A 20024-nucleotide genomic window follows, 5' to 3' on the forward strand; every position below is an offset into this window, starting at 1 on the left:
CGCGGCGCCCCGCGACAAGTTGTCTGCTTGACTTGCAGAGGCACCCTACGATGGTTAACTTGACTTCGTAGTCAGTTTTTGTGATCGTGCGCGCCCTTCCAGTTTCTCAAGCACCAGAAAAAGCATGGGCAACCCAAGAGCTGCCCAGAGGATCAACCATGTCCAACCGTGATATTTCCCGGCGCTCGTTCCTGCAAGGCGGGCTGATCGCCGGTGTCGGCGTGACCCTGGCGCCGCTCGGCAGCCAGGCCTTCGCCGCCCTGATGGAAAACAAGGTCACCACCTCGCCGCAGAAGTGGATGAACCACGACGGCAAGGCGCGTTTCCGTAATGACGCACTGTCCAAGGTCTGCGGCAACAAGGTGTTCGCCCGCGATATCCGCGCCAAGGACATGCCTGGCTGGCCCCAGCAGCAAGGCCACGCCATGCTGCTCAAGGCGACCAAGGCCGACCGCATCTACGCGGGCTATGACCTGTCGCTGCTGGGCGCCGAGCTGCAGCCGGACCGCATCGTCACCGCCGATGACCTGAAGAAGGACGGCATCGCCTGGCCCGAAGCCCATTCGCCAGATCCGTTGCTGCCGCCCGGCCAGGTGCCGATGTTCATCGGTCACCCGGTGGCGATCCTGATCTGGAACGACTTCGAGCGTTTCCGCAAGGCCAAGCTCAAGCTGCAGTTCAACGACCAGGCGATCCGCTACGGCGCCCAGGCGCCGCTGTACCAGCGCGACCCCTACGGCAGCTTCCGTTTCGTGCGCGTGGGCGGCAAGACGCCGTTCGATGACGACGAATACTCGAGCCTGAAGAACACCATGCTGTTCCCGACCATCCTGGCGCGCAAGCCGGTATGGACCGCCGAGCCCAAGCAGCATGGCACCCTCACCGAACAAGGCATGTTCTACGCCCAGCGTATCGACGAGCAGCTCAAACAGCCGCCGGAAGAGTGGCTGCTGTTCGACGAGCGCTACAAGACCCCGTCCATCGAACCGGCAGCCCTCGAGCCGGACAACGGCAACGGCTGGTTCGATGTCGCCACCGGCACCCTGCATTTCGTCGTCGCCACCCAGTGCCCGTTCGAAGTGGCGCAGGAGTGCGTGCATATGATCAAGCCGTCGCGTTTCGGCCTGAAGCACCTGAGCATGCACCCGGGCTACACCGTCGGCTACGGCTCCAAGGACAACAACATCTTCGTGTTCTACGCCGCCGTCGCCGCCCTGTACGGCGCGGGCGTGCCGATTCGCCTGGCCAACGACCGCTACGAGCAGTTCCAGAGCGGCATCAAGCGCCACCCGTTCGACATCCGTTACCAGCTGGCGGTGGACAAGAACGACCTGAGCTTCAAGATCTTCCGCGCCGACATGACCGTCGACGGCGGCGGGCGCATCAACTACAGCCCGTCGGTGGCCGCGGTAGGTGCCACCGCGGCGCAGTCGATCTACTACATGCCGCAGAACGACCTGTCGGTCACCGCCTACCACTCGCGCGGCGTCGAGGCCGGCTCCATGCGCGGCTACGGCACCCTGCAGAGCATGGCCGCCACCGAGATGATGGTCGACGAGATCGCCGATCGCCTGGGCGTGGATGCCATCGAGCTGCGCCGCAAGAACGCGCTCAAGTCGGGCATGAAGAACACCCAGGGCGCGGTGCCCGCCGGTGCCCTGCGCCTGCACGAGATCCTCGACAAGGCCGCGGAGCATGAGTGGTGGAAGAACCGCCATGCGCGCAAGCAGGCCGAAGACGCCAAGGACCACGACAATTGGTACGGCGTGGGCTTCGCCATCACCCAGAAGGACTTCGGCACCGGCTCCGAAGCGCCGATGGCGGCGGTCGAGTTCAGCGCCGATGGCCAGATTACCCTGCGTCATATCGGTACCGAGCTGGGCACCGGCATGTCGACCTCCCAGGCCCTGGTGGTCAGCGACTTCCTCGGCCGCGTCGCCGACCATGTGCAGACCGCACAGACCGAATGGCCTGAGCTGCAACTGAGCACCAGCGGCAACCCCTATCTGATCAGCCAGGCCGAGCAGGACGCCGCGCTGCGCAACCCGCGCTGGGTCGGCAAGCTGGCCTCGCCGTCGTCGGCGACCAACTCGGCGTTCTACTTCAGCCACGCCACCCGCGAGGCGGCCCGGGTGCTGTTCAACCACGGCCTGTGGCCGGCGGCCATGGCGCTGTGGAGCCAGGGCCCGTTCGGCGGCCAGGCCAACCCGTTGGTGGTGCGCCGCGAGAACGCGGTATGGGTCAACGGCGCGCTGACCGGCAACGGTCTGGCGCCGATCCCGTTCGCGGAGCTTGCGAAGAAGGCCCATGAGATGGGCCTGATTACCGGCGTCAGCGTGCATGGCTTCAACCGCTGGAGCTGGGCCGAGGCCGACTTCGTCATCGACGGCGTGCGCGAGCGCCTGCCGCTCGATGCGCTGGCGGTGAAGTATGGCGACGGCGCGGTGAACGCGAAGAAGGCGCAGATGAACAGCGCCGGCTTCCACCTGCTCGACCGGCAGAACGCCGAGTACCCGGCCACCCAGCTGAACAACGCCATGGTCACCTACTACAGCCCGGTGGCGACCATCGTCGAGGTCAAGGTGAACAAGGGCAGCGGCGAGGTCAGCGTGCTCAACCACCACAGCTGGGTCGAGTGCGGCCGGGTGCTGGTGCCCGAGCTGGTCAAGGGCCAGCTCGAGGGCGGTATCGCCATGGGCATCGGCCATGCACTGCTGGAAGAGATGCCGCTGTACGAGGGTGGCCCGGGCGAGGGCGACTGGAACTTCAACCGTTACCGCCTGCCGATGGCCCGGCATGTGGCGGTGTGGAAGCAGACCTCCGAGATCCTGCCGCCGTTGTCGCCGACCGACCCGTCCAAGGGCATCGCCGAGGTGGTGATGATCCCGGTGGTCGGCGCCATCGGCAATGCCGTGGCCCATGCCATCGGCAAGCGTATCCGCGACCTGCCCATCACCCCCGCCCGCGTCAAGGAGGCCCTCAATGGCTGACCGCAAGCTGCAACTGACCCTCAACGGTCAATCTGTCGTCACCGAGGTGGTCCCCGATGACCTGGCGATGATCGACTACCTGCACGAATACCAGAACCTCACAGGCTCGCGCCTGGGCTGCGGCCAGGGCATCTGCCACGCCTGCGTGGTGATCGTCGACAACCCCGACGGCACCAGCGAGGAAGTGCGCACCTGCATCACCGGCGCGCACTATTTCGAGGGCAAGAAAGTGCGCACCATCGAAGGCCACGCCAAACGCGACGAGGCGGGCAACCCCACCGAGTTGAACCCGATCCAGCAGAAGTTCGTCGACCGCTTCGCCTTCCAGTGCAGCTACTGCGCCCCAGGCTTCGTCAACGCCGCCACGGTGCTGGTGGAGAAGGCCCAGCGCAAGCCGCTGAAGAAGAGCGAGCTGGAGCAGGCCATCGAAGCCAGCCTCGGCCACCATGTGTGCCGCTGCACCGGCTATGTGCGCTACTACGAGGCGACCCGCGACGTGCTGGGCGACCTCGGCCTGGTCAAGGAGGGTTGAGCATGACGCGAGTTCTGAGCAGCCTGGCCCTGGCCATTGGCGCGCTGGTCGCCTGCAACGTGCAGGCGGCGGACGAGGCATTGATCAAGCGCGGCGAGTACCTCGCCCGCGCCGCCGACTGCATGGCCTGCCACACCGCCGAAGGTGGCGCGCCCTACGCCGGCGGTCTGCCGATCCATTCGCCGTTCGGCACCATCTACGGCACCAACATCACCCCGGACAAGCAGCACGGCATCGGCAACTACAGCAGCGACGAGTTCTTCGCCGCCCTCACCGAGGGCAAGCGCAAGGACGGCGCCAACCTCTATCCGGCCATGCCCTACACCTCGTACCACCTGATCAAGCGCGAGGATTCCGATGCGATCCACGCCTACCTGATGAGCGTGGCGCCAATCAACCGCCCGGCGCCGGAAACCAGCCTGAGCTTCCCGTTCAACGTGCGCACCGGCCTGATGGGCTGGAACCTGCTGTACGGCAAGAGCGTGCAGCTGGAGGAGGGCAAGGGCAACAGCGAGGCGTGGAAGCGCGGCCAGTACATGGTCGAAGTGCTCGGCCATTGCGGCGAGTGCCACACTCCGCGCAACCCCATCGGCGCGCTGCAGCAGGACAAGCGCCTGACCGGCGGCCTGTTGCTGGGCTACCTCGCGCCGAGCCTGCTGGCCCAGGACCTGGCCGACCGCGGCTGGAACCAGGCCGACCTGGCGACCTTCCTCAAGCACGGTATCAGCGCCCAGGGCAGCATGTTCAACGAGATGTACCCGGTGGTGCACCACAGCACCCAGCATCTTGAAGACAGCGACCTGTCGGCCATGGCCACCTACCTGCTGGGCGACCAGCCGCCGGCGGCCAAGGTGGTGCAGGCGGTGGCCCATGAAACCCTGGGCGAGAGCGCCAAGCGTGGCCGCCAGCAGTACCTCAATGTCTGCGCCGGCTGCCACGGCGGCGATGGCGAGGGCAAGCCGCACATTGCCGTGGCCATGCAGGGCAACACCGTGCTGCGCCAGGCCGACTCGCGCAACCTGGTCAAGGCCATCGTCGACGGCATCCGCGAACAGCAGTTCACCGGCTTCGAGCGCATGCAGCCGATGCCGGGCTTTGCCGACAAGCTCGACGACCAGCAGCTGACCGATATGGTCAACTACCTGCGCGAAGCCTGGGGCGGCCTGCCGGGCGACCTGACCACCCAGCAGCTGGCCCAGCTGAAGGCGGATTGACCCGTGCAGCATCTCGACCTGCAGGTGGTGCGCCAGGCGGCGCAATGGTCGCGCGACGGGATGCGCGTGTGGCTGTGCAGCGTGCTCTGCACCTATGGCTCGGCGCCGCGCGCGCCGGGCTCGCTGCTGGCGGTGAGCGAGGGCGGGCAGTGGGTGGGGTCGCTGTCGGGCGGCTGTGTCGAGGATGACTTCCTCGAGCGGGTCGCCGTCGGCGAGTTCGCCACGGCGGTTGCCGTGGTGCGCTATGGCGACGGCAGCGACACCCGCGGCAACATTCGCCTGCCGTGCGGCGGCATTCTCGACGTGCTGGTGGAGAACCTGCCCGGCGACTGCGCCACCCAGGCGCATCTTGCCGAGCTGGAGAGCGCCTTGCTCGGGCGTCGGCGGCTGTTGCGCGAGGTCGACCTGCGCAGCGGTGAACGGCGCCTGAGCGACGACCTCGGCCAGGGACCACGGGTGGAGCGTGGCGAGCATTGCGTGCGCCTGCGCATCGGCGCCGCTCAGCGCCTGTTGCTGGCAGGGTATTCGAGCGTCGCGCATTTCTGCGCCGAATTCGGCAAGGGCCTGGGCTTCGAGGTGGTGCTGTGCGACCCTCGCGACGAGGTGATGGACAACGTGGCGCTGGACGGGATAGAAATCCGTCGTGAACTGCCTTCGCTGTTCATCGCCAACGGCGGCTGCCATCGCGACACCGCGGTGGTGGCGCTTACCCACGACCCCAAGATCGATGACCTGGCCATGCTCGAAGCGGTGCGTACCGAAGCGTTCTACATCGGTGTGATGGGCTCACAGGCCACGTCGGCGAAGCGTCGTGAGCGCCTGCGCCGTATCGGCGAGCTGGGTGATGCCGACATGGCGCGCATTCATGCGCCGATCGGCCTGAACCTGGGCAGCAAGACGCCGGCGGAGATCGCCCTGGCGGTGCTCGCCGATATCCTGCGGACCCGCAGCGGCATCGCCCGCGAGGCCTTGTGAAGGTCGTTGCCCTGGTGCTGGCGGCCGGGCAGGGCGCGCGCTTCGGCGCGGACAAGCGCCAGGCCCTGATGGCCGATGGGCGCAGCCTGCTGCAGCACAGCGTCGAGCGCGCCCTGGCGGTGTTCGACGAGGTACGCGTGGTGCTGCGCGCAGGCGAGCGGGCCGAGGATCTTGGATTGCCGTCGGCCTGCCGGGTCGTCCACAGCCCCGAGGCAGGCCTGGGCATGGGCCATAGCCTGGCGGCCGGCGCGGCGTCGCTGGGTGACAGTGAAGCGCAGGCGGTCGCTATCCTGCTCGGCGACATGCCGTGGATCGGGGCGGCGACCTTCCGTCGTCTGCTCGCATCGGCGGCGCCCTCGGTCATCGTGGTGCCGCGTCATCAGGGGCAGAACGGCCACCCGGTGGTGTTCGGCCGGGATTACTGGGCCGAGCTTGGCCAGTTGTCCGGTGATGAAGGCGCGCGCTCGGTGCTGCGGCGGCATGTGAACAGCGTTTTGCTCCTGGAACTGCAGGACAGCGGTGTGCTGCGCGACGTCGATACGCCCTCGGCGCTCGGCTAGACTGCCCTGGGGCCGCCCCGTCACCGACGCCGCCATTGAGGGAAAACCCTCATTGCCGCTCATCCGGCGGCCTCCTAGCATGGATCCGGTTACCTACCCCAGGCCACAGGAGCACTACCATGACCAGCCCCAACGACGACAAACGCCCAACGCCCGACGCGGCCGAGGACAACGCCTTCTTCCCTTCGCCGTATTCCCTCAGCCAGTTCACCTCGCGCAAGTCCGACCTCAGCGGCGCCGACTATCCCGACGCTTACCGCGGCGGACGCTGGAAGGTCTTGCTGATCGGCGCCGACGAGCGCTACCTGCTCACCGACAACGGCACGCTGTTCTCCACCGGCAACCACCCGGTGGAAACCCTGCTGCCGATGTACCACCTCGACAAGGCCGGTTTCGCCTTCGACGTCGCGACCCTGTCGGGCAACCCGGTCAAGTTCGAATACTGGGCCATGCCCGGCGAGGACACCGAGGTGCTGGGCCTGTTCGATCGCTACAAACCAGCGTTCAAGCAGCCGCGCAAGCTCGCCGATGTGCTGGAACAGGCCCTGGGTGAGGACTCGGACTATATCGGTGTGTTCATCCCGGGCGGCCACGGCGCGCTGATCGGCCTGCCGGAAAGCGAGGAAGTCGGGCGAGTGCTGAAATGGGCGGCGGAACACGACAAGTTCGTCATCACCCTATGCCACGGCCCGGCGGCGCTGCTGGCCGGCGACAAGCTCTACGACGGCTACAAGATCTGCGCCTTCCCTGACGATCTGGATGCCAAGACCCCGGACATCGGCTACATGCCCGGCCACCTGACCTGGAAGTTCGGCGAACGCCTGCAGGCCCAGGGCGTCGAGATCATCAACGAGGGTATCTCCGGTGCCGTCCACCAGGACCGCAAGCTGCTCACCGGTGACAGTCCGTTGGCCGGCAATGCCCTGGGCAAGCTGGCCGCCTCGGCGTTGCTCAAGGCAGTCAACGGCGGATGAGGGACCAGCCGTTCGATCAGCTGGTGCAAGCCGTTCAGCGGATCGCGCAGGCCACCGATCTCGCGGATATCCAGTCGGCCGTGCGCAATGTCGCGCGGCCGCTGGGCTATGACCGTTTCGTGCTGTTCAGCGCCAGCGCTGCGCGGGATGAGGTGGTCGAGCGTATCCATTGGGTGGAGGGGGACTGGTTCGGCGATGGCCAGGCGGTCGACGCCCAGACCTACGTGCGCCACTGTCCGGTGACCCGTCACCTACTGGCGGCACGCGAGCCGTTCTTCTGGAGCAAGCGGCTGGACGATGGCAACGAGCGTTACCGCGTGGTACGAACGCCGAGCGGGCCGGGTATCCACGGCTTGCAGGTGCCGGTGTTCGGTCCCGCAGGCCTGGAGGGCGCCATGAGTTTCGGTGGCGCGCAGGTCGTGGCGACACCTGCCGCACGGCTGGCTCTGACGCTGCTGGCCCAGGCCGCGTTCGCGGGTGCTCGGCGGTTGCTGGAAGCGCCCAGCGGCCAGGGGCGTTTGTCCGAGCGTGAGCGCCAGGTCCTGGCCTGGACCGCCGCCGGGCAGCGCCAGGCCGATATCGCCGCCACCCTCGGACTGTCGCTGCGCACGGTGGAAAACCACCTGCGCGCCGCCCGCCGGCGTCTGGGGGTGAGCACCACCGCCCAGGCGATCAGGATCGCCCTGGGCAGCGGTGCGCTCGACTGACTCAGCCTTTGTGCGCGACGTTCAGCACCACCTTGCCGATATGCCGTCCAGACTCCATCAATTCATGGGCCTGGCTGGCCGCGGCCAGCGGGAAGGTGGCGTGGATCAGCGGCTTGACCGCGCCGCTGCGTACGTGGGGCCAGGCCTTGGCCTGCAGCTCGCCGAGGATCGCCGCCTTGTCGTCGGCGCTGCGCGCGCGCAGGGTCGAGCCGATATGGGTCAGGCGCTTGGTCAACAGCGGGAACAGGTCGACCTCGGTGGCCGGGCCCTTGACCACGCCGATCTGCACGATGCGTCCGTCCATGGCGGCGGCCCTGAAGTTCCGCGCCACGTAGTCGCCGGCGATGATGTCGACGATCACATCCACGCCCTTGCCATCGGTGTGCGCCATGACTTGCTCGACGAAGTCCTCGCGGGTGTAGTCGATGGCCACGTCGGCGCCAAGTTCGAGGCTTGCGGCCTGTTGCCCGGCGCCATTGACCGTGGTGAAGATCTTCGCCGCGCCGAAGGCCCGGGCCAGCTGCGTCGCGGTAGTGCCGATGCCCGACGCGCCACCATGGATCAGCACGCTTTCACCGGCCTTGAAGCCGCCGCGCTGGAACAGGTTGACCCACACGGTCATGAAGGTTTCCGGCAGCGCCGCACCCTCGACCATCGACAGGTTTTCCGGCAGGTGCGCGGTGGTGCGTTCGTCGGCCACGGCGTACTCGGCATAACCACCGCCCTGGACCAGGGCGATCACGGCATCGCCGAGGGCAAAGTGACGGACGTGCTCGCCGATGGCCACCACCTTGCCGGCGATCTCCAGGCCCGGGATGGCCGGCGCGCCGGCGGGTGGATCGTACAGGCCCTTGCGCTGCAGCAGGTCGGGGCCGTTGACGCCAGCGGCATGCACCTGCACCAGCACTTCGCGCGGGCCTGGCTGGGGCGTGGCATGGCTGGCGACCTGCAGGACCTCGGGGCCGCCTGGCCGGGTGATGTCGATGGCGTTCATTTGGCTGGGGATGATGTGACGCATGAAGACCTCTGTCATTCTGAAGAAAGGCCGTGTCGGCCCGTTGCGTCACAGGGTATGCAAGCCGGGTTGCCCGGTCGCGCGGCGATTTTGCGACGCACCTTTGCAGATTTTCTTCAGCCTGCCGCATCCCTGCGAATTGTTGTGGGAAGCGGTTTTGTGTTGCCTGTGCTGGCCTCATCGCTGGCAAGCCAGCTCCCACAATGTACAGGTGATCCCTGTGGGAGCTGGCTTGCCAGCGATGGGGCGCAGCGCGCCCCCAATCAGGAGTGGACCAATGAACTGGGATGATGCCCGCATGCTGCTGGCCTTGAGCCGCGAACAGACCCTGCGCCGCGCCGCCCGGGTGCTGCGGGTCGACCAGGCCACGGTGGGCCGGCGGGTGGCGGCGCTGGAGGCGGACCTGGGCTCGACCTTGTTCCTGCGCACGCCGGCCGGCTACCAGTTGACCGCCATCGGTGAAGTGGCCGTGGAAATGGCGCAGAAGATGGAACAGGCGGCCCTGGAACTGGCCCGCCGAACCCGCGGCGCGGACAACGAGGAGGCCGGCGAGGTGCGCATCGCCACCACCGACTCCCTGGCCCTGGAGTTTGTCATTCCCGCGCTGCGGCAGGTACACGAGACCCATCCCGAGGTGCGCGTGGTGCTCAGCGGCAGCTCGGAGATCGTCAATCTGTCGCAACGCGAAACCGACATCGCCATCCGCAACCAGCGCCCGGACAGCCCCGACCTGGTGCTGCGCAAGCTGGCCAGCTGGCAGATGGGCCTGTTCGCCTCGGCGGATTACCTGGCGCGGCGGGGCGTGCCGGAGGAGGGTAGCTTCGCCGGCCACGACCTGGTGGTGTACGAGCCGTACTGGCGCGACCGCGCCGAACCGACCCTGGTGGACGTGCCCATGGGCGAGGGGCGGGTGGTGATGGCGGCCAACGCCAGCATGATGCTGCGCCGTGGCATCGCCGAAGGCCTGGGCCTGGGGGAGATCCCGGTGGAGTTGGGGCAGCGTGACGGCTTGCGGCGGGTCTGGCCACAGCGTACGCGCAGCCAACCCTACGAGGTGTGGATGGTCACTCACCAGGACTTGCGCCACACGGCGCGGGTGCGCGCGGTGATCGAGCAGTTGGTAAGGGCGTTTGCGGTTGAGGTGCCAGGTGCTCGTCGCTGAGCATCGGGAATGTCAGTTGCAGGCGTGCGACAAGTTCCTGTTGGTAGGTACTGCTCTGCGTAGACAGGCCATAGATTCGGTAGCCCCAGGCAAGGAACGATTCCGCCAACGCTTTATAGCCCAGCGTTTGCGGGGTGCAGCCGCGCGCTCCGGCGATTTCGTTTCAGTTGTCTGCAAGCGGAGGTTTGCCGGGTCGTCCGGTGCGTGAGTTCGTTGATAATCATCATTCCAAGCCTCCGTGCTGTTTCAACCAAGTATGGCTGCGAGCACATTTTTTTCCTGTCCGTTCGCAGCAGCCCGTCGCCAAATCGGTTTTCGGGATTTTTTGTTCAAGCCCCGAACATTCATCCATCTTCACAGGACCTTGATAATCGCTGGAAGGAATGTTGACAGTCCCTCGCTAGAGTTTACCCCAGTTGCAATACGCCTTTCGGCGCCCCGGCGCCGGTGTATTTCGCACGCCTGTCGAAACCTTTATCCAACGAGTCGTGAGCATGTTCAAAACAACCTCCCTGCGCAACGTACTGGGTGCCTCATTCGCCCTCAATCTGGCCGTCGCCTCCACCGAGGCCAGCGCTCAGGAGCAGTCCGCGCTGGACACCCTCTGGGGCGACGAGACCCAGGTCAGCGCAGGCTTCGCCCTGCACACCGCGCCGCGCTACATGGGCGCGAAGGGCCGCCAGGGGCATTTACTGCCCTCGGTGTCGATCCAGCGCGGCATCTTTTTCGCCGACAGCCTTGGCGGGGTGGGCGTCCAGCATCAGTTCGACAATGGCTTCAGCGCCAGCCTGGCGCTGGGCTATGACTTCGGCCGTGCCGACGGTGACAGCAAGTACCGCAACGGGGGGGACCAGCTGAAGGGTATGGGCGAGGTGGGCGGCGCGACGGTTGTCGACATCAACCTCGCCCAGCAGGTCCTGCCCTGGTTGGCGCTCACCGCCGAGGCCGAACTGCGGACCGGTGGCTACAAACGCGGCAACCGCTATCAGTTCGGCCTGCTGAGCACGCTCCACCACAGCAATGCCGACACGGTGACGCTGGGCTTCAATGCCCATGCCGGGCAGGCGAAGTACAACCAGACCTACTTCGGTGTCACCGGCCAGCAAAGCGACAACACCGCGTTCGATCCATACAAGGCCGACAAAGGCATCTATGCCTATTCGAGCGAGCTGTCATGGATGCATCGGTTCGACCCGCACTGGTCGACCATCGCCAGCGTGAATGTCATGCATTACACCGACCAGGTCCGCGAAAGCCCGATCGTCCGCCAGGACACGCCAGTCACATCCACCGTCGGGGTGCAGTACAGCTTCTGACACCGGATGGGCCTGCCGTCAGCCAGCAGCGACCGGGGCGCTGAAAGCGTCCTCGATGAAGGCTTCGAGCGCCTGCGCCTCGATGATCTCGATCGAGAAATGCCCGAAACGCTTCGGCAACCAGATGATGCGGGCCCCGGCGGGCGATTGCAGGTGCTCGCGTGCCAGTGGCTTGCCGTTCTCGTCCTCGGGCTGGATGCCGTTGGCCGTCAGCTGGTCATAGGCCTGCTCGATGTCCGGCGTGGAGTAGCAGTGGCGGTAGATCATGCCTTCGCCCTGGGTATCGAGCAGGTCTTTCAGGTTACCCGCCAACGGCTGGACCAACATGAAGCGCTCCTGGCCGACTCGGGCGATTGCATAGTGGACATGCAGCCCGCCGCGTTCCCAGACGAGCGTTCTGGAAATGTCGGCGCCCAGCACCTGCGCGTAATAGCTACAGGCGGCGTGCAGATCGGCGACCAGCACATCAACGTGGCTGAACTTGAGGTCCATCGCATTGCTCCCTCGTGCGAAAGGTTCAGGGCTGTGCCGGCGCGACGTCGCTCACCGAATCTGCTTCGGGCTGGCCGGCCTCGGCCGCCAGTTTCAACCGGTCGGCCTTGGAGATGTAGGGGTTCCGGTTTTTCGGCGCCAACTTGGCGCTGGCCTTCTTGGCGTGGGCTTTCAACAGCTGGTTGATCTTTTTACGACGGTTCATGTTGTTCCACTTGATTGACGCTGGATGCTGCCGCAGGGGCGAACGATACAGCAAACCGCCACTGACGAATCGTCATATTCGCGCTACACCATCACCTGACCGGTTTAACCGAGCGACAGGCACGGAGCCTGTCGCACCCGACAAGGAGGTCATCATGCAATGGACACCACAATCTGCAACCTACCTGAAAGCGCTGCTCTTTGGCTGCCTGGCCGCCGCCGCCTCACCCACCTTCGCCGAGCAGATCTGCGTGTTGCCCGACAACGTCGAGCCTGCGCCGGCCCGCCCGGTGGATTACGTCAACAAGGGCCTGCCTACCGATTACCTGGCCCTGGTGCTGTCTTGGTCGCCGGAGCATTGTGAAGCCCAGCGCAACAAGCCCAAGGCGCAACGCGAAAAGCATGCCTTCCAGTGCTTCTCGGGCAATCGTTTCGAATGGGTGGTGCACGGCCTGTGGCCGCAAAATGGCTACGCCAGGTCCAACCAGGATCATCCGCGCAACTGCCAGACAGTCGGTTCGCTACCGGCGCCCTTGGTCAGGCAGCACCTGTGCATGATGCCCGGGCCGGACCTGATGCAGAACGAATGGCAAGCCCACGGCACCTGCGGCTGGTCGTCGCCGGAGCGTTACTTTGCCGATATCCAGCGAGTCTACGACTCGCTGCATCGGCCTACTCTGCAAGAAATGCTCGACAGCGAAGCGGGCCCCAACCAGTTGGTGGACGCCAGGGTGAGCGACATCAAGCAGGCGTTCCTGGCCCATAACCCCGCGCTGCCTGCGCAGAGCCTGCGGGTATCGGTGGGTTCGGGCAACCGCCTGAAAGAGCTCTGGGTCTGTCTGGACAAACAGCTCGGCCCAATGCCGTGCCCAGCCGGCGGGACTCCCGACAACCAGCAGATCAAGGTCCGCACACCCAACCAGTAACCTTTCTGCAAGGAGCGCCTCCCATGCGAGCATCCGCCACGGGTGACTACCTACGCATACGCGCCATCGCCGGCACCCATGTGGTGGTGCTGGCCTGGGACTTCGTCACGCCACCGAGCCTTGCAACGCTGGTCGGCGAGCAGAACCTGCTGGGCTTTGCCGTGCAGCGCAAGCAGTTCGACGCGGCCGGCCAGGTGCGTACCCGCTACTACCTGCGTGGTTTGAAACGCTTCGCAGACAAGGACAAGGGGCTGCCCCCGGGCACGCGGGTGCCGACCAGCGAGCACCCCATCCAGAGTTTCCAGTGGGCGGACTACACCGCCACTGCCGAAGGCGACTACGAATATGCGGTGCAACCGGTGTTCGGCGAGCCGAAGAACCTGCGTGTCGATGACGCGTTGGGGGTGGCCGTGCGGGTGCGCTGCGAAAGCACGGCGGCAGCAGGCGCGGGCGTGCGCCACGACGTGTACTTCAACAGTGGCGTGATCGGCTCCCAGGCCTATGCCCGGGAGTTCGACAACGTCGCCCCCGACCCCGACGCGCCGCAATCCGAACCGATGAGATGGCTGTCGCGAGGCTTGTACGAGGCCCTGCTTGCCTTCATCGAACGCGGTGCCAGGCCGGGCATGGGCTTGCGTGCGGCGTTCTACGAGTTCCATTACCTGCCGGTCGCCCAGGCGCTGAGCGCCGCCGCGCGGCAGGGCGACGTGCAGGTGGTCTACGACGCGGCCAGCAAGTACAAGGCCGAGAACCAGGCGACCATTGCCCAGGCCGGCCTGGCCGCCCATGCTCATCCGCGTACGGTCAGCGAGGGTATCCGCCATAACAAGTTCATCGTGCTGCTCGAGTATGGCCAGCCGGTCAGTGTCTGGACCGGCTCGACCAACATCTCGGCCGGTGGGATCTTCGGTCATTCGAATGTAGGGCATGTGGTCCACGACCCCGAGATCGCCCGGCAATACCTCGACTACTGGACACGCCTGCAACGCAACCTGACGCCGAGCAAGTTGCGCACGCCCAACGCCCAGGCCAGCCCGCTGCCGGCCTTGCCATTGCAGCCGGGTACCTATCCCGTGTTCAGCCCGCGCGAAGACAAGGACGCGCCCCAGGCGCGCAAGACCCTGCAGTGGTACGCCGACCTGGCGAGTGCGGCCAGTCAATTGGTGTGCTTCACCGCCGCGTTCGAAATCGCCGCCGAGTTCCAGGCGGTGTTCCAGGCACAGAACGATGTGCTGCGCTACGTGATCAAGGACGATCCGCTCAGGGCGACGGAAAACATCGGTACCGACGGTGACGTCATCTTCGCTGCCGGTAGCCATCTGAGCGAGGACAACGCCCTGGTCAACGCGCTGAAGGAACGCGACAACCCGCTCAACAGTAACGATTACATCCACACCAAGTACATGCTGGTCGACCCCTTGGGCGAGCAGCCCACGGTGGTGACAGGCTCGGCGAACTTCAGCGATGCCTCCCAGGTGAAGAACGATGAGAACATGCTGGTGATCCATGGCGACACCCGGGTGGCGGACATCTACTTCGGCGAGTTCATGCGCCTGTTCGACCATCACTACGCCCGCTACCTGGCGGCAAGGTACCAGACCCGGCCCGGCAGCCAGGGCAACTACCTGAAGGAGAGGGTCGAGCAATGGCTGCCGGCGCACCTCGACCCGTCGAACTACCGCTCGAAACGTCGGCACTATTTTGTTGGCTGACAGGATTGTGCCCGGGCTGGACACCACCTTGGCGTGTAGGTTTTTTGCTTGAGGATGGGTAGGAGAAATCAAGCGGTACTGTATAAATAACCAGTATTCATTGGGTTTTTCCTTGCCGGTGTTCCTCCGGGCGCAAAATGGCTGCGTGGACAATAAATCCAGCTCCGTTAGTTTGAAGGCCTCTCCTTCGGAAAGGGAGAGTTCTCAAACCACATGGAGTTACAACGATGAACCAACCAGAAAACCAAAACCCGCTTCGTCACGGTCGTGTCACCACCCCAGCCTCGCGCGGCGCCGTCGCCATCGACCTTGGCGTGCTGAGCGGCTGGCAGGTCGATGAAATGGAAGGCGGCAAAAACTTCCCGGCGCTGGCCGCCGGTCCGTTCCCGGCGCCGTTCCAGTCGGACAACCCGAGCGTCGCACCGCCCGCCGATGGCTACATCCTCAGCGGCGGCAAGACCGATGCCCGTGACTGCGTCAACTTCACCGACGAGGAGATGGGCAAGAAGCTCAACCGCGCCTTCACCTGGCCGCTGATCAATGTCGACGCCGGGCAAGTGTTCAAGGTGACCTGGCGCTACACCGCGCCGCATACCACCCGCGGCTATCGCTGGCTGATCACCAAGGACGGCTGGGACCCGAAACAACGCATCACCCGTGCGCAACTGGAAGACAAGCCGTTCGCCGAGGACTTCTACCCGCAGGTGCCGTACTACAGCCATGCCGGCGAGCTGAAGGCCAAGGTCGATCATGAAGTGAAGCTGCCGGCCAACAAAAAGGGCCGTCACGTGATCGTGCTGATGTGGATCGTCGCCAATACCGGCAACGCTTTCTACCAGGCATTCGACGTCGACTTCCAGTAAGCCCGAGGGTTCTACACAGGTTCTGAAGGATTAGAACATGACAACGATTGACTTTACCCAACTCAAGTCAGCGCAGGATGACGCTGCCTCGCGGATGCCCAGCCTGGCGGGCAAGAAGATCCTCATGGGTTACTGGCACAACTGGCCGGCCGGCCCGGCGGATGGTTACCAGCGTGGGCAGTTCGCCAACATGAGCCTGGAGGAGGTGCCACGCGACTACAACGTGGTGGCCGTGGCCTTCATGAAGGGCAGCGGCATACCGACCTTCAAGCCGTACAACCTGTCCGATGCCGAGTTCCGGCGCCAGGTGGGCGTGCTCAACAGCCAGGGCAGGGCGGTGCTGATGTCCCTGGGCGGCGCCGATGCGCATATCGCCCTGAACCCGGGCCATGAACAACCACTGGCCAATGAAATCATTCGCCTGGTGGAAACCTACGGTTTCGACGGGCTGGACATCGACCTTGAACAGAGCGCGATCGATTTCGCCGCCAACAAGACGGTCCTGCCCGCCGCGCTGAAACTGGTGAAGGATCACTACGCCGCCGAGGGCAAGCATTTCATCATCAGCATGGCGCCGGAGTTCCCCTACCTGACCAGCACGGGGCGCTACGTCGACTACCTCAAGGCACTGGAGGGGTACTACGACTTCATCGCCCCGCAGTTCTACAACCAGGGGGGCGACGGGCTCTGGGTGCAGGAGGCCAACAATGGCAACGGCGCCTGGATCGCGCAGAACAACGATGCCATGAAGGAGGACTTCCTGTTCTACCTGACCGAGAGCCTGGTCAGTGGCACCCGCGGCTTCACCCGGATCCCGGCGGACAAGTTCGTCATCGGCCTGCCGGCCAACGTCGACGCAGCCGCCACCGGCTACGTGATCAACCCGACGGCGGTGAGCAACGCGTTCAAGCGTCTCTATGCCAAAGGGGTGTCGATCAAGGGCTTGATGACCTGGTCGGTCAACTGGGACAGCGGGGTCAACAAGAACCACGTGCCTTACAACCAAGAGTTCAGCCGGCGCTACGGGCCGCTGATCAACAGTGGCAACAAGGCCACAGCGTCCGTCGACGCCTGATCGAGCTAGCATCCGGCAGACGTGCCTGATGCCCGACAGTCGAGGCCTGTCGGCTTGATCGCCACATGAAAATCCGGTGCCGTGAGGCATCGGATTTTTTGTGCCTGGTCGATAGGGCCGCAGGTGCGAAAATGGCGAGTTGCCGCCCTGCACAAGAGCTACCATGTCGCCCATGGCCAATATCATCGATACCACCGAAAACGACGCCTGCGACCTGGCACTGAAAGCGCACGATGCGCGCTTGGACGGCGGTTTTTTCCTGGGCTGGCGTCCGCCCTATGACACTGCGGCAATGCTCGGCTTTCTGCGCCTGCGGGCGATACCCGGCGTGGAGTGTGTGGAGGAGGGCACATACACCCGTACGCTGCGCCTCATACAGGACGGTCAGGAATATTGCGGCTGGTTGAGCGTGTCCTTCGACGAGGCGCGCGACCAGGCGCGGGTGAGGATCAGCGATTCGCTGGCGGGCGTCCTGCCCACGCTGATCAACCACGTGCGCGCCGCGTTCGACCTGGATGCCGACCCGCTCGCCATCGACGCCGTGCTGCACAGTGCGTTCCCTTCGGGTGCGGGCCTGCGAGTTCCGGGGACGGTGGATGGTTTCGAGTTGGCCGTGCGCGCCGTGCTGGGCCAGCAGATCACCGTGGCCGCTGCGCGCACACTGGGCGCTCGCCTGGTCGCGGCCTTCGGGCAACCCATCGCAACGCCTTTCCCCAGCCTGGATCGCCTGTTCCCCGCACCCGCCGCGCTGATCGCGGCCAGTGGTGACGAGCTAGGCCGACTGGGCATCACGCGCCAGCGCCAGGCGGCGCTCAAGGCCTTGGCCGAAGCAGTGCTGGTGGGCGGCCTGATCCTGAGCCCTGGTGTCGACGTCGCGGCCACCTGTGCCCGGTTGCGTACCCTGCCGGGCATCGGCGACTGGACCGCGCAGTACATTGCCTTGCGCGCGCTGCGCTGGCCCGATGCCTTTCCGGCGGGCGACGTGGCACTGCAAAAAGCCCTGGGAGTGAGCGGCGCCAACGCTGCAACGCAAGCCGCGCAGGCCTGGCGGCCCTGGCGTGGCTATGCGGTGCTGCGCGCCTGGCAAGCGGGGCCGGGCAGCGTGCGCTGATCGCATCCTGCGGCCCCGATGGCGCGATGCTTCAGAAGGTGTAGTCGAGGGTGGCGAAGTACGAACGTGGCGCCCCCAGCAGCCATTGCTCGCCGCTGTAGCTCGACTGGGCATACTGGCGGTCGAACAGGTTGTTCAACTGCAGGCCCAGGCGTACGTCGGGCAGCACCTGCCAGCCGAGGTTGGCATCGACCACGGTGTAGCCCGGCACCTGCTGATCGTTGGCGGCACTGCTGTAGCGTTCGCCTACGTAACGCAGGCCGATGCCCGCGTCCAGGGCCTGGCCGAAGCCCTTGCTCAGCCATAGGTTGGCGGTGCGCCGCGGCACATCCTGGGGGCGGTTGCCGGCGCGGTCGTGGACCGAGCCATCGTTGCCTTCCTCGAGGAAGTCATCGTACTTGGCCCGCACCAGTGCCGCGTTGGCCGACAGCTGCCACTGCTTGCCCAGCGCCAGCTCCAGGCTGGCCTCCAGGCCATCGGAGGTCTGCTGGCCGGCCTGCTGGCTGTCGTGGGTGACCGGGTTGTACACCGGCAGCTTCCGCTTGACGATGTGATAGGCCGCCAGCGTCCATTCGCCCCGCGCATCCCAGAAACGCTGCTTGAGGCCGATCTCGGTCTGCCTGGCCTCGGTCAGGTCCAGGCGCTTGTTCGGGCGCTGGGTGAGCAAGTCGCCGACGCCGTCCTCGCTGGTGGAGTATTGCCCGTACAGCGACAGGTCGTCGCTGAGCGCGTACACCAGCCCGGCGCGCCAGTTGCCGCCGCGCAGGCTGCGGTCGCTGCGGGTGTCGTTGACCAGGTCGTTGCGGTCGATGTGGTTCTGGTCGCGGCGCACGCCGGTGACCAGCGCCAGGCGCTCGGTCAACTGGGTACGGTTTTCCGCGAACAGGGCGAAGGTGTCGACCTTGGACAGCGTCTGCGCTCGGGTCGGGCTGAGGCTGTGGAAGCCTCCAGGCGCCGGCTGCCACGGATCGAGCGGGTCAGTGCCGCCATCACGGTAGGGCGAGTTGCTGTCGACGTTGAAGCGAATCTTGTTGTACTCGACGCCGACCACGGTCTTGCTGGCCAGGCCGAACAGCGCATGGTCGAGGCTGAAGCTCTGGCGGTCGCCGAGTTGTTCCTGGTTGTGCCTGATCTCCAGGAAGCTGCCTCGCTGGACCACCGCGCTGGTGGCGTCCCAGGCGTACGACTCGGCGTTGCGCCAGTGCCGGCGGCTCTTGATGTAGTACAGCTCGTTGCGGGCGCTGAGGCTGTCGCTCAGGGTCCAGTCGCTGGTCAGGCGCGTCCACTCGTCGTGGTAGCGCTGCACGTCGTTGCTGACGTTGTAGTTCTTGTCGCGCACGCTGCGGCGCAAATGGCCGTCGATCAGCGGGGTGCCGTAGTAGTTGGCCGGCTGCGCGTCGCCGCGTTCGTGGGAGAGGGTGAAGCTCAGGTCGTCGCTGGCGTCGAAGCGCAGTGCGGCGCTGAGGGCCAGGCTGCGCGAATCGGTGCGATCGACCCAGCCGTTACCCGCCTGCTGGTTGAGAGTGACGCGGTAGCTCAGGCGCTCGCTGAGGCTGCCGCCGCTGTCCAGGCCCAGTTGCTGGCGGTCCCAGGAGCCATAGCCCAGGCGCAGGTGGTTGCGGATGTCGCCGGCGAACGGTTTCTTCGGCACCACGTTGACCACCGCGCCCGTGGCGCCTTCGCCATACAGCACCGAGGCCGGGCCGCGGATCACGTCGATGCGCTCGACCATCCACGGATCGACCGGGAAGGTGAGGGTGCCGGCGCCGGCATACAGGCGCGAGCCGTCGAACAGCGTCATCACCGAGCTCTGGCCGGTGAAGCCTCGGGCCGACAGACCGGTGCCGCCGTCGCCCGGCGTGCCGATGAAGGTGATGCCCGGCGAGCGGGTCACGGCGTCCTGCACGGTCAGGTTGTTGCGCTGCTGGATCTGCGCTTCGGTCAGGCTGCTGGTGCTGGCCGGGGTGTCCAGGGCGCTGAGGTTCAGGCGCGAGCCGGCCGGGGTCGGGGTGGCCAGGTCGATAGCCTGCGGCTCGCGGGTGTCGGTGATCGCCGTGGAGGGCAGGGTGAGGGGCGCCACGGCATGATCATCGGCCAGCGCCGGCAGGGATACGGCCAGGCAGGCCGCCAGGGAGTGAAGCTTGTTGAATCGGGACATGTCGTTCCACTGCTGCAGGAAAGAATGGATCCCGGTGG

18 protein-coding genes and 1 pseudogene are annotated in these 20024 nt (G+C 65.7%); 14 read left to right on the forward strand and 5 right to left on the reverse strand.

The annotated features are described in order from the left end of the window. Positions 1-158 precede the first annotated feature (158 nt). The 7 genes from KSS90_RS10620 to KSS90_RS10650 all read left to right on the forward strand — a co-directional run bounded on the left by KSS90_RS10620 (position 159) and on the right by KSS90_RS10650 (position 7952). Complete coding sequence (locus tag KSS90_RS10620) at positions 159-2990, forward strand: xanthine dehydrogenase family protein molybdopterin-binding subunit (protein WP_217869335.1); 2832 nt, start codon at positions 159-161, stop codon at positions 2988-2990. Then, positions 2983-3522: a (2Fe-2S)-binding protein gene (locus KSS90_RS10625; protein WP_110702317.1), complete on the forward strand. Its 540-nt coding sequence runs from the start codon at positions 2983-2985 to the stop codon at positions 3520-3522. The genes KSS90_RS10620 and KSS90_RS10625 overlap by 8 nt, the downstream gene beginning before the upstream one ends. Positions 3523-3524: 2 nt before the next feature. After that, on the forward strand, positions 3525-4736 hold the full coding sequence (locus KSS90_RS10630) for a cytochrome c (protein ID WP_038705916.1): 1212 nt from the start codon (positions 3525-3527) through the stop codon (positions 4734-4736). A gap of 3 nt (positions 4737-4739) precedes the next feature. Beyond that, positions 4740-5711 carry an XdhC family protein gene (locus KSS90_RS10635; protein WP_217869336.1) on the forward strand — a complete coding sequence of 324 codons (972 nt, stop codon included), beginning with the start codon at positions 4740-4742 and terminating at the stop codon, positions 5709-5711. After that, a complete protein-coding gene (locus tag KSS90_RS10640; protein ID WP_217869337.1) occupies positions 5708-6271 on the forward strand; it encodes a nucleotidyltransferase family protein in 564 nt (187 codons plus the stop codon). The genes KSS90_RS10635 and KSS90_RS10640 overlap by 4 nt, the downstream gene beginning before the upstream one ends. A 119-nt stretch (positions 6272-6390) precedes the next feature. Continuing rightward, a complete protein-coding gene (hchA, locus tag KSS90_RS10645; RefSeq protein ID WP_217869338.1) occupies positions 6391-7245 on the forward strand; it encodes a glyoxalase III HchA in 855 nt (284 codons plus the stop codon). After that, entirely contained in the window at positions 7242-7952 is a 711-nt protein-coding gene (locus KSS90_RS10650; protein ID WP_217869339.1) for a PA1136 family autoinducer-binding transcriptional regulator, read from the forward strand. The genes hchA and KSS90_RS10650 overlap by 4 nt, the downstream gene beginning before the upstream one ends. A gap of 1 nt (position 7953) precedes the next feature. On the opposite strand, the gene KSS90_RS10655 is transcribed toward KSS90_RS10650, so the two are convergent. Beyond that, positions 7954-8946 carry an NAD(P)H-quinone oxidoreductase gene (locus KSS90_RS10655; RefSeq protein WP_217869764.1) on the reverse strand — a complete coding sequence of 331 codons (993 nt, stop codon included), beginning with the start codon at positions 8944-8946 and terminating at the stop codon, positions 7954-7956. 298 nt (positions 8947-9244) lie between these two features. On the opposite strand from KSS90_RS10655, the gene KSS90_RS10660 reads away from it, so the two are divergent. Next, the gene (locus KSS90_RS10660) at positions 9245-10129 is read left to right on the forward strand and encodes a LysR family transcriptional regulator (RefSeq protein ID WP_217869340.1); all 885 of its coding nucleotides are present in this window, start codon (positions 9245-9247) and stop codon (positions 10127-10129) included. Here the strand turns inward: KSS90_RS10660 and KSS90_RS25740 are convergent. Continuing rightward, complete coding sequence (locus KSS90_RS25740) at positions 10032-10238, reverse strand: thioredoxin domain-containing protein (protein ID WP_217869341.1); 207 nt, start codon at positions 10236-10238, stop codon at positions 10032-10034. The two genes, KSS90_RS10660 and KSS90_RS25740, sit on opposite strands and share 98 nt — an antisense overlap. Before the next feature lie 385 nt (positions 10239-10623). Here KSS90_RS25740 and KSS90_RS10670 point away from each other — a divergent pair, with 385 nt between their 5' ends. Continuing rightward, entirely contained in the window at positions 10624-11445 is an 822-nt protein-coding gene (locus tag KSS90_RS10670; protein WP_217869342.1) for a MipA/OmpV family protein, read from the forward strand. Between the two features lie 18 nt (positions 11446-11463). Here KSS90_RS10670 and KSS90_RS10675 read toward each other — a convergent pair whose 3' ends face one another. Together KSS90_RS10675 and KSS90_RS10680 are read right to left on the reverse strand one after the other, a co-directional pair. Further along, positions 11464-11937: a VOC family protein gene (locus KSS90_RS10675; RefSeq protein ID WP_217869343.1), complete on the reverse strand. Its 474-nt coding sequence runs from the start codon at positions 11935-11937 to the stop codon at positions 11464-11466. A gap of 25 nt (positions 11938-11962) precedes the next feature. Continuing rightward, complete coding sequence (locus tag KSS90_RS10680) at positions 11963-12142, reverse strand: DUF2986 domain-containing protein (RefSeq protein WP_046855970.1); 180 nt, start codon at positions 12140-12142, stop codon at positions 11963-11965. 154 nt (positions 12143-12296) lie between these two features. Between KSS90_RS10680 and KSS90_RS10685 the strand changes: the two genes are divergently transcribed. The 5 genes and pseudogenes from KSS90_RS10685 to KSS90_RS10705 all read left to right on the forward strand — a co-directional run bounded on the left by KSS90_RS10685 (position 12297) and on the right by KSS90_RS10705 (position 17828). After that, positions 12297-13067, forward strand: coding sequence for a ribonuclease T2 family protein (locus KSS90_RS10685; protein WP_217869344.1), 771 nt, complete (start codon positions 12297-12299; stop codon positions 13065-13067). A 23-nt stretch (positions 13068-13090) separates the two neighbouring features. Further along, entirely contained in the window at positions 13091-14779 is a 1689-nt protein-coding gene (locus KSS90_RS10690) for a phospholipase D-like domain-containing protein (RefSeq protein ID WP_217869345.1), read from the forward strand. A gap of 227 nt (positions 14780-15006) precedes the next feature. Then, a complete protein-coding gene (locus KSS90_RS10695; RefSeq protein WP_046855967.1) occupies positions 15007-15642 on the forward strand; it encodes a lytic polysaccharide monooxygenase auxiliary activity family 9 protein in 636 nt (211 codons plus the stop codon). 37 nt (positions 15643-15679) lie between these two features. Further along, a pseudogene (locus tag KSS90_RS10700) lies at positions 15680-16687 on the forward strand (chitinase); the annotation flags it as partial. Positions 16688-16889: 202 nt separating this feature from the next. After that, on the forward strand, positions 16890-17828 hold the full coding sequence (locus KSS90_RS10705) for a DNA-3-methyladenine glycosylase family protein (protein ID WP_225933149.1): 939 nt from the start codon (positions 16890-16892) through the stop codon (positions 17826-17828). 31 nt (positions 17829-17859) lie between these two features. Here the strand turns inward: KSS90_RS10705 and KSS90_RS10710 are convergent, their stop codons facing one another. After that, on the reverse strand, positions 17860-19986 hold the full coding sequence (locus KSS90_RS10710; protein ID WP_217869348.1) for a TonB-dependent receptor: 2127 nt from the start codon (positions 19984-19986) through the stop codon (positions 17860-17862). Between the last annotated feature and the right edge of the window lie 38 nt (positions 19987-20024).

The sequence above is a fragment of the Pseudomonas maumuensis genome (assembly GCF_019139675.1).
Lineage (GTDB): Bacteria > Pseudomonadota > Gammaproteobacteria > Pseudomonadales > Pseudomonadaceae > Aquipseudomonas > Aquipseudomonas maumuensis.

Coding starts and splice junctions, on each gene's coding strand:
- KSS90_RS10655 (WP_217869764.1), bottom strand. CDS start 8,946: ATGAACGCCATCGACATCACCCGGCCAGGCGGCCCCGAGGTCCTGCAG.
- KSS90_RS10685 (WP_217869344.1), top strand. CDS start 12,297: ATGCAATGGACACCACAATCTGCAACCTACCTGAAAGCGCTGCTCTTT.
- KSS90_RS10675 (WP_217869343.1), bottom strand. CDS start 11,937: ATGGACCTCAAGTTCAGCCACGTTGATGTGCTGGTCGCCGATCTGCAC.
- KSS90_RS10630 (WP_038705916.1), top strand. CDS start 3,525: ATGACGCGAGTTCTGAGCAGCCTGGCCCTGGCCATTGGCGCGCTGGTC.
- hchA (WP_217869338.1), top strand. CDS start 6,391: ATGACCAGCCCCAACGACGACAAACGCCCAACGCCCGACGCGGCCGAG.
- KSS90_RS10650 (WP_217869339.1), top strand. CDS start 7,242: ATGAGGGACCAGCCGTTCGATCAGCTGGTGCAAGCCGTTCAGCGGATC.
- KSS90_RS10670 (WP_217869342.1), top strand. CDS start 10,624: ATGTTCAAAACAACCTCCCTGCGCAACGTACTGGGTGCCTCATTCGCC.
- KSS90_RS10705 (WP_225933149.1), top strand. CDS start 16,890: ATGGCCAATATCATCGATACCACCGAAAACGACGCCTGCGACCTGGCA.
- KSS90_RS10625 (WP_110702317.1), top strand. CDS start 2,983: ATGGCTGACCGCAAGCTGCAACTGACCCTCAACGGTCAATCTGTCGTC.
- KSS90_RS10660 (WP_217869340.1), top strand. CDS start 9,245: ATGAACTGGGATGATGCCCGCATGCTGCTGGCCTTGAGCCGCGAACAG.
- KSS90_RS10620 (WP_217869335.1), top strand. CDS start 159: ATGTCCAACCGTGATATTTCCCGGCGCTCGTTCCTGCAAGGCGGGCTG.
- KSS90_RS10710 (WP_217869348.1), bottom strand. CDS start 19,986: ATGTCCCGATTCAACAAGCTTCACTCCCTGGCGGCCTGCCTGGCCGTA.
- KSS90_RS10690 (WP_217869345.1), top strand. CDS start 13,091: ATGCGAGCATCCGCCACGGGTGACTACCTACGCATACGCGCCATCGCC.
- KSS90_RS10695 (WP_046855967.1), top strand. CDS start 15,007: ATGAACCAACCAGAAAACCAAAACCCGCTTCGTCACGGTCGTGTCACC.
- KSS90_RS10680 (WP_046855970.1), bottom strand. CDS start 12,142: ATGAACCGTCGTAAAAAGATCAACCAGCTGTTGAAAGCCCACGCCAAG.